9 protein-coding genes are annotated in these 11,456 nt (G+C 49.0%); 7 read left to right on the plus strand and 2 right to left on the minus strand.

Features of this window, described 5'->3' with window-relative positions:
* Nucleotides 1-177: 177 nt before the first annotated feature.
* Nucleotides 178-714 (plus strand): HD domain-containing protein, encoded by a 537-nt coding sequence (locus NE473_RS29445; protein WP_055652390.1) that lies wholly within the window; start codon nt 178-180, stop codon nt 712-714.
* Nucleotides 715-814: 100 nt separating this feature from the next.
* Here the strand turns inward: NE473_RS29445 and NE473_RS29450 are convergent, their stop codons facing one another.
* On the minus strand, nt 815-1,288 hold the full coding sequence (locus NE473_RS29450; RefSeq protein ID WP_006774026.1) for a methylglyoxal synthase: 474 nt from the start codon (nt 1,286-1,288) through the stop codon (nt 815-817).
* A gap of 241 nt (nt 1,289-1,529) precedes the next feature.
* Between NE473_RS29450 and NE473_RS29455 the strand changes: the two genes are divergently transcribed.
* Nucleotides 1,530-2,759: a polysaccharide deacetylase family protein gene (locus tag NE473_RS29455; RefSeq protein ID WP_256265512.1), complete on the plus strand. Its 1,230-nt coding sequence runs from the start codon at nt 1,530-1,532 to the stop codon at nt 2,757-2,759.
* Between the two features lie 16 nt (nt 2,760-2,775).
* Here the strand turns inward: NE473_RS29455 and NE473_RS29460 are convergent, their stop codons facing one another.
* Complete coding sequence (locus NE473_RS29460) at nt 2,776-3,975, minus strand: AfsR/SARP family transcriptional regulator (protein WP_055652397.1); 1,200 nt, start codon at nt 3,973-3,975, stop codon at nt 2,776-2,778.
* A 231-nt stretch (nt 3,976-4,206) separates the two neighbouring features.
* Between NE473_RS29460 and srtB the strand changes: the two genes are divergently transcribed.
* From srtB to leuA, 5 genes are all read left to right on the plus strand, one after another.
* Nucleotides 4,207-4,977 (plus strand): class B sortase, encoded by a 771-nt coding sequence (gene srtB / locus NE473_RS29465; RefSeq protein WP_055652389.1) that lies wholly within the window; start codon nt 4,207-4,209, stop codon nt 4,975-4,977.
* Between the two features lie 124 nt (nt 4,978-5,101).
* Nucleotides 5,102-6,454, plus strand: a complete 1,353-nt coding sequence (gene glmM / locus NE473_RS29470; RefSeq protein WP_006774022.1) for a phosphoglucosamine mutase — start codon at nt 5,102-5,104, stop codon at nt 6,452-6,454.
* 208 nt (nt 6,455-6,662) lie between these two features.
* Nucleotides 6,663-8,153, plus strand: a complete 1,491-nt coding sequence (locus NE473_RS29475) for a 5-bromo-4-chloroindolyl phosphate hydrolysis family protein (RefSeq protein ID WP_242866274.1) — start codon at nt 6,663-6,665, stop codon at nt 8,151-8,153.
* Entirely contained in the window at nt 8,146-9,312 is a 1,167-nt protein-coding gene (locus NE473_RS29480; RefSeq protein WP_055652387.1) for a toxic anion resistance protein, read from the plus strand. Before NE473_RS29475 ends, NE473_RS29480 begins: the two co-directional genes overlap by 8 nt.
* A gap of 240 nt (nt 9,313-9,552) precedes the next feature.
* Nucleotides 9,553-11,217 (plus strand): 2-isopropylmalate synthase, encoded by a 1,665-nt coding sequence (gene leuA / locus NE473_RS29485; protein ID WP_022031785.1) that lies wholly within the window; start codon nt 9,553-9,555, stop codon nt 11,215-11,217.
* Nucleotides 11,218-11,456: the final 239 nt, after the last annotated feature.

Below are 11,456 nucleotides of genomic sequence, written 5' to 3' on the forward strand. Positions count from 1 at the left end.
ACTGCATAACACTTAGTTTTGACTGCATTTAGTTAGTGATAGTTAGCGCGTGAAATATCTCAAAAAGCACGGTTTTAAGCCAAAAACAACGTAATTGCTAGATGTTAAAAACATGTACTGTTAAATCGTAATAAATTGTGGTAATATATTAAGAAAGAGCTTAAAAGGAGATGCCATATGGTTGACGAGGCCGTAGCATTTGCGATGAAGGCCCATGAGGGGGCCTTCAGGAAAGGGACTAAAGTTCCCTATATCGTCCATCCGCTGGAGACGGCAGTGATTGTTTCCATGATGTCGGAGGATGAAGAACTGGTTTGTGCGGCGCTTCTCCATGATGTTGTGGAGGATGCGGGAGTATCGGAGCAGCAGCTGGAGACGTTATTTGGCCAGCGGGTTACGGCATTTGTGATGGAAGAGACGGAGGATAAGACAAAGTCGTGGAAAGAGCGCAAAGCGGCGACGCTTAAGCATCTGGAGACGGCGTCAAGGGAGAGCAAGATCCTGGTTCTGGGGGACAAGCTGAGTAATCTCCGGTGCACGGCCAGAGATCATATGGTAATCGGAGAAGCAATCTGGGACAGGTTCAATGAGAAGAGAAGGTCGGAACATGCCTGGTATTATAACGGTGTGGCGGAACGGATCAGGGAACTGTCAGAATATCCGGCATGCCAGGAGTATTTTGGGCTGTGCAGGAAGGTGTTTGGGGATTCGTGAGTAATCATTGGGCTATCTGTCCTGTTACGGGGCTGCCGCACTGTGGGTCAAATGACCTGGGTGCGGCAGCCCCGTGATGTTGTTTCCCCTGTTTTTACTGTTATAATGTATTTGCCCGGTCTGCTACATTTTTATTAAAGTTGATAACCTGATGTTCATAGGTTGTGCTCATCAGCGGAGACGTGATGATAAAGTCTGCAGTTGCTCTCGTATTGGCGATGGGAATATCGTAAACCTGGGCAATACGAAGCAGTGCCTTCACATCGGGATCGTGGGGCTGAGCGGTCAGCGGATCAGAAAAGAAGATAACCAGGTCGATTCTTCCTTCTACAATCTTTGCGCCGATCTGCTGATCACCGCCTAAAGGACCGCTGTTGTAGCCCTTTACGGACAGGCCTGTCTGATCCGTGATCATACGCGCGGTGGTGCCGGTTCCGCACAGCGTGTGCTGGCTTAAAATGTCTTTATGTTCTTTGCACCAGTCGATGAGCGCGTGCTTTTCGTTGTCATGGGCGATGAGAGCAATATTTTTCTGTTTCTCCAGTGTCAGTGTGATAAAATCTTCCTGTATCATAAAATTCCTCCTTTAAAATTGTGGCTTTTGATCTTTTGTCTGTTTTTCTTTCATTTTCATGATCTCTTCCATCATAAATGATTTTCGGGTAATTGGATAGTGGAAAATGGTAAAATCTTTCTAAAAAACAAATTGTAATGGTGCGACAGGTATTGTAGGAAAGATTTAAGGAATTTAAATGCCATCCGCCCGGAATCTATGCTATACTGATAGCATACAGATGCTTGCGGAGGTGGGAAATATGAAGAGTATTAAATGGAAGATTCTGAGACGAATCGGGGCTTTTGTGCTGGCTGCCGCACTGGTGGCAGGCGGACAGCCCTTCTGCTCCTGCGCTGATGAGGCAGCGGCAGAGGAAGAGATCGGTCCGGGAATTATTCCGAAAGTGAAGCCTGAGGATTTGACGCCGCTGGTGGTGAGTTACAGCACCTATCAGGACAGTGTGGGCTGGAGCGAGGTCAAGGCCGACAACGATCCCTTAAAGGTTCAGACAGGCAGTTTTGCCAGTGCCATCCGCATGACGGTTTCCGGACAACCGGAGGTCTTAAAGGGAACTCTGGCCTATCAGGTGAATATTACAGGTAAGGGCTGGCTTGACTGGGGAGAGAATGATGTGGAGATCGGAGCGGCTCCGGAACAGCTTCCAATTGAGGCCGTAGCCATGAAATTTACGGACAGGCTGGCAGAGTATTACGATATCTATTATTCCGTTTGGGAAAATGGTGCATGGACGGAATGGGCCATGAACGGAACGGCGGCGGGAGCGGAGGGCTCCGGCATCCGGGTGGAAGGCTTAAGAGCCGCGGCTGTGTTAAAGGGGGCTGAGCCGCCGGAGATGAAACCGGAGGGAATTGATCCGACAAAGCCCATGGTGGCTCTTACCTTTGACGACGGGCCGAGCACGCCTGTGACCACGAGGATTTTAGACAGCCTGGAGGCAAACGGCGGGCGCGCCACCTTTTTTATGGTGGGAAACCGGGTCCCTGGAACTCAGGCGGTGGTTCAGCGCATGAATGCACTGAGATGTGAGGTGGCAAACCATACATACGAACACAAATATCTGACCAAAGCAGGAGATGCAGGAATCCGCTCCCAGGTAGGGCTGACTAACCAGAAAATCACTGAGGCATGCGGAGTGACACCGACATTAGTAAGGCCGCCGGGAGGTTTTTATAATCAGGCGTCCCTGGATACCCTGGGTTCCATGGGGATGGCTGCTGTTATGTGGGATATTGACACTCTGGACTGGAAGACAAGAAATGCGCAGAATACGATCAATGTTGTACTGAACCAGGTAAAGGATGGGGATATTGTGCTGATGCATGATATCTACAGCACGTCGGCGGACGCCGCGGAGGTGATAATTCCGGAACTGGTGAACAGGGGATATCAGCTGGTAACGGTCAGCGAGATGGCCCAGTACCGGGGCGGAATTCAGGCCGGACACGTATATAACCGTTTCCGGCCCTGAGGATTTTCCTGTAATCTTAACTTGGTATAATACTTTGAAGTGAATATGTAATGGATAAGTCTTTTCTGGAATACGCTTTTTTGAAATTCTGGATTATCCGCTTTAATACCATCTCTCCGTTTTCATAGGTGGCTGTCGGAAGCAGCATGAGGTACTGGCTGACGCTGTACCGGCTGTAGATGTCGCCCCGGCGGAGAGAGGTGCGGATGGACTCACCCAGTTCATCCATGGCCCTCGTCTGTACGGAGGGCTTTAATAATTCGCCCTTTAAGTTGCTGATGGTGATCAGGCATAAAAAGATGGAATCACCGGTACGTTCGATGGCGCGTGTCTCCAGCTGGTAAACATCACGGAATACGGAAGGCTCACAGCAGAATGCGCCCTTTTCCTTGGCTCCTTCCATCAACGTCTCCTGGATCGTGCTTAGATCCATGGTGATGCCGTGCTTTTTGTCGCTGATCAGTTTATAGAGCTCTTTAAACCGCGTGGATGGAGTGATGGCGAACTCATTGTAGAACATGTCATTGACGTGCTGATAATGTTCCATAGCCATATACTGATTGCCGCTCTGGTAAAGAGCGTAGATCAGATAGTAATGGGCATCCTCTTCATACTGGTCGATGGCGATGGCCTGCTGGCAGACATCGATGATCGTGGGATAATCCTTCTGCTCGTCAAGCAGCAGCAGCGTCCGGTGAATCAGATTCTGATAGAGGGTATGGTAATATGTATGGATCGGTACGACCCAGGATTCCCATTCGGATTTCGGAAGAAAATTACCCTTATAAAGGGATACCGCTTCTAAACAGAGGGAGAGGCATTCCTCACTGTTGATATCAGTTGACTCGGAACGAAGACACAGATCCTCAAACCGGTCCGTGTCGGTGATGGTGGTCAGTTCTTTTGTCCAGCCGTAGGCTTTCCGGTTTTGCGTGATTAAGTCCTGAGGTGGAATTCCCAATGGCTCTAAAAGCTTCCGGACACGGAACATCAGGGTCTTCAAAGCGCCGGCCGGGTTATTGCTTGCCTCGTCCTTCCAGAACAGATCGATCAGCTCCTCGACCGGAATGTTGCGGTCGCGGAACGTAATTAAGTACTCCAGCAGACTCCAGGGCTTTTTGGACTGGTTGTTTCGGTCCATGATCACCTGGCTGCCGATCGTTATGGAAAATTCTCCGAGCATATTTACATATATAATATTATTCTTGTTATTCATGAGCATCTCACACTCCCATTTTCTAATATTAGTATAAAGAATAAAAGGAAAAATGTCCAGTACTGCTTGTGAAACATTTCAAATATGAAGAAAGACGTATGGAGTGAGGCTGCTGCGAATCATTCCCAGCCGGGACTGACGCCGCGGATGCGGACGGAAAAAAGATTGAGATTTCACCGGAAATCATTTATACTGTAGGAAAAATACATCATATCAAGGGAGAGTGGCTGGATGAAGAAAAAACGTATTGCGTCGATCCTTCTGCTGCTGGCCGTGGTGCTGGCAGCGGCAGCAGGAATAAAAACTTATGTGGATTACCAGGTTCGGGCAGCGGCAGAGCGGGAATATGAGAGTCTTGCTGAACTGGCCCGCCAGACGGAAGCGCCGGTTGAGACAGAGACGCCGATCGAGTCAGAACCGGAAGAGACAGAGGCTCCCTACGTGTCCCCGATCCAGTTTGATGAGCTTAAGGAGATCAATCCGGACATCGTTGGCTGGCTGAAGGTCGATGGGACAGAGATTGACTATCCCATCGTTCAGACCGGAAATAATGAAACTTACTTAAATACAGACTTCGAAGGTAAAAAAAGTGTGGCGGGTGCCATTTATCTTGATTATGAGAGCGAACCTGATTTTTCCGGCCGGCATAATATAATCTATGGGCATAACATGAAGAATGGCAGTATGTTCAAAGACATTGTAAAATATAAGGATGAGGAATATTTCATGGAGCACCAGGATATCACCGTCTACACGCCGGAACGCGAGTACCATTTACGCCCCATGTCGGTTCTCTATACGGAACCTACCGGTATGAGAAGAAAGACGAAGTTTGCCACCGAGGAGAGTTTCCAGGCGTATGTGGAAGAGATGACGAAGGGATGTTCCTTCGCCCAGATCCCGGAGAAGCCGTTGGAGCAGCTCTGGTCCTTTATCACATGCAGTTATGAATTTAACGATGCCAGGACCATTCTCTATGCCTATGAGGTAACGGAGGAATAGCACATTAAGAGAAATTTAATTGAAAAATGAAATCATGTGTGCTATAGTACATTCTGATTCTGGAAAACCAGTAACAGTAAGCTGGCTGGAACATTAGTACTGTATTGAAAAGAGGAGAAAAAGTATGGGCAAGTATTTTGGAACTGACGGTTTCCGCGGAGAAGCCAACGTAACGCTGACAGTAGAAGATGCTTTTAAAGTAGGCCGGTTTCTGGGCTGGTACTACGGGCAGAGGAAAAAAGGCGATGTATGCCGTATCGTCATCGGAAAAGATACGAGAAGAAGCAGCTACATGTTCGAATATTCCCTGGTGGCGGGATTAACCGCGTCCGGAGCGGATGCCTATCTGCTTCATGTGACGACAACCCCCAGCGTGTCATACGTTGTCCGCACAGAGGATTTCGACTGCGGTATCATGATCTCAGCCAGCCATAATCCTTTTTATGACAATGGAATCAAGGTAATCAATGGAAACGGAGAGAAGCTGGAGGAGAGTGTAATCGTTGAGATTGAAAAGTACCTGGACGGTGAGACTCACGAGGTACCTCTGGCAAAGCGGGATAAGATTGGAAGAACCGTAGATTTTGCCGCCGGCAGAAACCGTTATATCGGATACCTGATCTCAATTGCAACCCGTTCCTTTAAAAATAAAAAAGTGGCGTTAGACTGTGCAAACGGCAGTGCTTCCGCCATTGCCAAAAATGTGTTTGATGCTCTTGGCGCGGAGACTCATGTAATCAGCAACAGTCCTGACGGCTTAAATATCAATACAAAATGCGGATCTACCCATATTGAGATGCTGCAGGAATATGTGAAGGAGATTGGAGCCGATGTGGGATTTGCCTACGACGGCGATGCAGACCGCTGTATTGCGGTGGATGAGAACGGCAATGTCGTCGACGGCGATGTGATCATGTTTATCTGCGGCAAATACATGAAAGAGCAGGGGGCGTTAAAGAATAACAAGGTGGTTACCACCATCATGTCCAATTTCGGTTTGTATAAGGCGCTGGACCGCGAGGGAATCGGCTACGAAAAGACCGCGGTCGGCGATAAGTATGTTTATGAGAACATGGTGACTTATGGAAACTGTCTCGGCGGCGAGCAGTCCGGCCATATCATATTCAGCAAGCATGCCACCACTGGCGATGGTATTTTAACTTCCCTCAAGGTGATGGAAGTGATGCTGGAGAAGAAGGAGAGTCTTGCGAAGCTGGCTTCCGAGATTGAGATTTATCCGCAGGTACTTAAAAATGTCCGTGTAAAAGATAAGGCGGCGGCTCAGGATGACGCCGTGGTGAAGGCAGAGGTTTCCAGAGTGACGGAAGATCTCGGTGACAGCGGAAGAATCCTGCTTCGCCAGTCCGGTACGGAACCGGTGGTCCGCGTTATGGTTGAGGCGGCTGATTTGGAAACGTGTGAGAAGTACGTGGATCAGGTAATCGAAGTGATGAAGCAGCAGGGGCATGTTTTGTAAGGGAATGTGACCGGTGGAACAGTGCCGATGAGGCCTGCGCTCAGGGGGAGAGGAAGATAACATCAGTTCCTTTCCACTTGGGCGCGGGCTTTTTTGTTTTTCCGGAACCGGGCTGATTTTAAATTGTAAACGTGCTGGATTCATGATATGATAGGTAGTGCTATGAAGGATGCGAATGTTGACTGAATATGAAGAAAGGCCATTGTTTATGGATCATAAAGACTTTTCAAATTTAGGGGATCAGATCAGGGATTCCGTGCAGGATGCCATAGATTCCATGGATTTTAAACAATTAAACAGAACGATTTCAGATACGGTGAATTTTGCGCTCGATGAGGCCAGGAACCAGATGATGAAAGGGATGGATGCGGCCAGAAGAATGGACTCCGGGAACGCCGGATGGAAAGGCCCCGGTACCGGCGCCGGTGATAAAACCGACGATGCGCGAAACACATTCCAGACAGAGGCAGGCGCAGGAAGACGGCCAGGGGCAGCGAATGACAGCGGCAGTACCGGAGAGAGAGGGCGGACAGGCTGTGAGAACCGCCGGTACACGCCGGAGAACGCCAGCCGCCGGACAGACCGGCCGGGGTACCGCGCCTTTCAGACCAGCGAGACGGCGGGAGAAAACGGAACCGCGTACCGTGTCAGGAAGATGGCTCCCAGCCCGGCTGCCATAAGAATGAATCAGCCGGGGCGTATTTCGGGAATTCTGTTTACCGTGTTTGGCGGGATTGGGCTTGGCGTAGTCGGAATCCTGTTTCTGGTCACATGGATTCTTGCGCTTGTGGTAAAACCGCTGTGGGGGGCTGTGCTGGGATCGTCAGGGCTTCTTCTGGTGCTGGGCTGCGTGTTCGGGACCATGCTGGGGACCGGCATCTCAACAAGAGGCCGGTTAAAACGGGCCGGGCTCTACTTAAAGCAGGCCGGCAGCAGGCTATACTGTGATATCGAGGAGCTGGCGCGCAGCATTGGAAAGACGAGAAGATACGTTGTCCGGGATTTGCAGAAGATGATCGAAAAGGGGATTCTGCCGGAAGCCCATATCGACGAACAGAAGACCTGTCTGATGTTGAATGAGGAGACGTATAAGCAGTATTTAAGTGCTCAGAAGTCCTTAAAACAGAGAGAGAAGGAGATGGCCCTTTTAGCTGAAGCGGAAAAGAAACAGAAGAAGGGTGCATCGGCTCCGGAAGAAAGGAAAAAGGCGGAAGAGGATGAGAAACAGCTTCCGGAAGGCCTGAAAGAGATGATGGCTCAGGGCGGGGAGTATTTAAGGATTCTGCGGGAAGCCAACGATGCGATACCGGGAGAGGCAATTTCCGGGAAAATCTCCAGGCTGGAGACTGTCATCAGAAGAATTTTTGAGACGGTGGAGCGTCAGCCGGACCAGATGGAGGAGATGGAGCGCTTTATGGACTATTATCTTCCCACAACGGTAAAACTGGTAACAGCGTACCGCGATTTCGACAGAATTGAGATAGAGGGCGATAATATTGTCTCAGCGAAGCATGAGATAGAAGAAACGCTGGATACGATCAATCTGGCATTCGAACGTCTTCTGGATGATTTATATCAGGATGCTGCCATTGACATTACCACTGATGCGTCCGTGCTTCAGACGATGCTGAAAAAAGATGGATTCGCGGAAAGCGATTTTAGTAAAAGCGACTTAACAGGAGGGAAGAATCATGAGTAAAGACATCGAGACGATGATAAATGAGGCACCAGTGCTGACCCTGGACCCGTTCAACACTACGGAACTGCCGGTGGAGGGCGCCCATGCAGTGCCTGCAGAGGTGGAGGAAGAAAACTTAACAGAATCCATACCCGAAGCGGAGCTGACACCGGAGGAGCGAAAGATGATTGATGATTTCGCTGCGAGAATTGATCTGACGGATTCCAACCTCGTCCTTCAGTATGGAGCAGGGGCTCAGAAAAAGATCGCTGATTTCTCTGAGGCGGCGCTGGATAACGTTAAGACAAAGGATTTAGGCGAAATCGGAGAGATGTTAAGCAGCGTGGTAACTGAACTAAGAAGCTTCGAAGCGGAAGAGGAAGACAAGGGATTTTTCGGCTTCTTTAAGAAAAGTTCAAACAAGCTGGAGAGCATGAAAGCCAAGTACAATAAGGCTGAGGTGAATGTGAACCAGATCTGCAAGATTCTGGAGAACCATCAGATTCAGCTTTTAAAGGATATTGCCCTGCTGGACAAGATGTACGATTTAAATACCACTTACTTTAAGGAACTGAGCATGTATATTCTGGCAGGCAAGAAGAAACTGAATGAGGTGAGAGGAACCATGCTCCCGGCCCTTATGGACAAGGCTCACAAGACCGGCCTTCCGGAGGATGCACAGGCAGTCAATGATATGGCTTCGCTCTGCAACCGGTTTGAGAAGAAGATCCACGATCTGGAACTGACCCGTATGATTTCCATTCAGATGGCTCCCCAGATTCGTCTGGTACAGAATAATGATACTCTGATGTCGGAAAAGATTCAGTCGACCATCGTCAACACGATTCCACTCTGGAAAAGTCAGATGGTACTGGCCATCGGAATTAACCATTCCGAGCAGGCTGCCAGGGCTCAGCGGGAAGTCACCGACATGACGAACGAACTTTTAAGAAAGAATGCCGAGGTCTTAAAGACGGCTACCATTGAGACGGCTAAGGAATCAGAACGGGGCATCGTGGATATGGAGACCCTTAAGATTACCAATGAATCCCTGATCACCACTCTGGACGAGGTGGTCCGCATTCAGACGGAAGGACGTCAGAAGAGAAGAGAGGCGGAGACAGAGCTGGCCCGTATGGAGGGCGAGTTAAAGCAGAAGCTTCTGCAGCTGAGCAATTAAACTTAACGAAGATTTTTGTTGTAACTCAATTCTGAACGTGCTATAATAATATAACACTTTACCTCGGCAAATTCCGGGAAGGTGATTCTTATAGTAAAGGAATGATGAAGATGGGGTTAGACCTGTAAAAACCACGTTGTTCATTGTCAAGAAGTATAGCGTGATTTATCGACTCCAAAGCCCTGGATGAAGATAAAAGGGAATGAATCGAATAAAATTTAAAATTTGGAGGAGAAAGACATGTTAAACTATCAGAGATATAAGCGGGTACCAGTAATCAATTATCCGGAGAGACAATGGCCGAACAAAGAGATTGAAAAAGCGCCGGTATGGTGCAGTGTTGACTTAAGAGATGGAAACCAGGCGCTCATTGAGCCCATGGTCGTGGAAGAGAAGATTGAGATGTTCAACCTTCTTGTGAAGCTTGGCTTTAAGGAGATCGAGATCGGATTTCCGGCTGCTTCTCAGATTGAATTTGATTTCTTAAGACAGCTCGTAGAAAGGAAACTGATTCCTGATGATGTGGTAGTTCAGGTTCTGGTTCAGTGCCGTGAGCATCTGATTAAGAGAACATTTGAGGCTATTCAGGGAATTAAGAAGGCGATTGTACATATTTATAACTCCACCTCCACTCTGCAGAGGGATGTGGTATTCCACAAGAGCAAAGAGGAAATCAAGGAAATTGCCATAGAAGGCACCGAGATGGTAAAGAAGTACATGGATGGGTTCGACGGAGAGGTTATCCTCGAATATTCACCGGAAAGCTTTACCGGAACAGAACTTGATTTCGCACTTGATATCTGTACGGCAGTACAGGATACATGGGGAGCGACTCCTGAGAAGAAGATCATTATTAATCTTCCTTCTACGGTAGAGATGACGACCCCCAACGTTTACGCAGATCAGATCGAGTGGATGGACCGTCACTTTAAGAACCGTGACAGCATCATTTTAAGTGTTCATCCCCATAACGACCGCGGCACCGGCATTGCGGCTACAGAGCTTGCGCTTCTTGCAGGCGCTGACAGAGTGGAGGGAACTCTGCTCGGCAACGGCGAGCGTACCGGCAACGTGGATATTCTGACCGTAGCATATAATATGTTCTCCCAGGGAATCAATCCTGAGTTAAATCTGGAGAATGTCCGCGAGATCGTGGATGTATGCGAGCGGTGCACCAAGATGGAGGTCGAACCGAGACACCCATACGCAGGAAAGCTTGTCTTTACCGCGTTCTCCGGTTCCCATCAGGATGCCATCAACAAGGGCATGCAGGCCATGCACGAGAGAAACCAGGAGTACTGGGAGGTTCCGTACCTTCCGATCGACCCGGCGGATATCGGCAGACAGTACGAGCCAATCGTGCGCATCAACAGCCAGTCCGGCAAGGGTGGTGTGGCCTTTGTTATGGATACCTTCTATGGTTTCAGGCTTCCGAAGGGCATGCACAAGGAATTTGCCGATGTCATTCAGGCGATTTCCGAGAAGCAGGGTGAGGTTGCGCCTGAGCAGATCATGGATGAATTCAAGAAGAACTACAGCGAACGCAAGGAACCGATCCATTTCAGAAAGTGCCAGATTACAGAGGCTGAGGATGATACAGAGTTCTCAACACTGGCGAAGGTACGTTATACCGATCACGGTGTGGAGAAGGTCTTTGAAGGAGTTGGTAACGGTCCTATCGATGCGGTTCAGAAGGGACTTGAAAAAGCACTGGGAATCGAAATTCGAGTTCTGGATTACAATGAGCATGCACTTACTTCCGGTTCCGGAGCTCAGGCGGCATCTTATATCCATCTGCTGGATGTGAAGACGGGACGCGCAACGTACGGCGTAGGCATCAGTTCCAATATTACGAGAGCTTCCATCAGGGGGATCTTCAGTGCGGTGAACAGACTGTTCTACTAAAGGAGATAAAAGAAGTCAGAGAGGTGCTGGATTCGTATAGGAATCAGTCCTGTCAGACAGTCAATTGAAAAAGAAAGTTTTATACTGCCCGGTTTGAACCGGGCAGTATTTTTTTGGTGCGCCCGGCGGCGCACGTTTCTAACCGGTGCAAGTCCGGAATCCGCCCGGTGGTGGGAAGGATATAGCCGAAGGCAAGGGTGTCCACCGTGAGGTGGAATCTGAAGGAAGCTGGATATGGG

The sequence above is a fragment of the Hungatella sp. SL.1.14 genome, assembly GCF_024460495.1.
GTDB classification, from domain to species: domain Bacteria; phylum Bacillota; class Clostridia; order Lachnospirales; family Lachnospiraceae; genus Hungatella; species Hungatella hathewayi.

What these genes read in the sequence shown, in the direction of transcription:
- srtB (WP_055652389.1), top strand. Translation starts at nt 4,207, where the DNA reads ATGAAGAAAAAACGTATTGCGTCGATCCTTCTGCTGCTGGCCGTGGTG.
- glmM (WP_006774022.1), top strand. Translation starts at nt 5,102, where the DNA reads ATGGGCAAGTATTTTGGAACTGACGGTTTCCGCGGAGAAGCCAACGTA.
- NE473_RS29445 (WP_055652390.1), top strand. Translation starts at nt 178, where the DNA reads ATGGTTGACGAGGCCGTAGCATTTGCGATGAAGGCCCATGAGGGGGCC.
- NE473_RS29475 (WP_242866274.1), top strand. Translation starts at nt 6,663, where the DNA reads ATGGATCATAAAGACTTTTCAAATTTAGGGGATCAGATCAGGGATTCC.
- NE473_RS29455 (WP_256265512.1), top strand. Translation starts at nt 1,530, where the DNA reads ATGAAGAGTATTAAATGGAAGATTCTGAGACGAATCGGGGCTTTTGTG.
- NE473_RS29460 (WP_055652397.1), bottom strand. Translation starts at nt 3,975, where the DNA reads ATGAATAACAAGAATAATATTATATATGTAAATATGCTCGGAGAATTT.
- NE473_RS29450 (WP_006774026.1), bottom strand. Translation starts at nt 1,288, where the DNA reads ATGATACAGGAAGATTTTATCACACTGACACTGGAGAAACAGAAAAAT.
- NE473_RS29480 (WP_055652387.1), top strand. Translation starts at nt 8,146, where the DNA reads ATGAGTAAAGACATCGAGACGATGATAAATGAGGCACCAGTGCTGACC.
- leuA (WP_022031785.1), top strand. Translation starts at nt 9,553, where the DNA reads ATGTTAAACTATCAGAGATATAAGCGGGTACCAGTAATCAATTATCCG.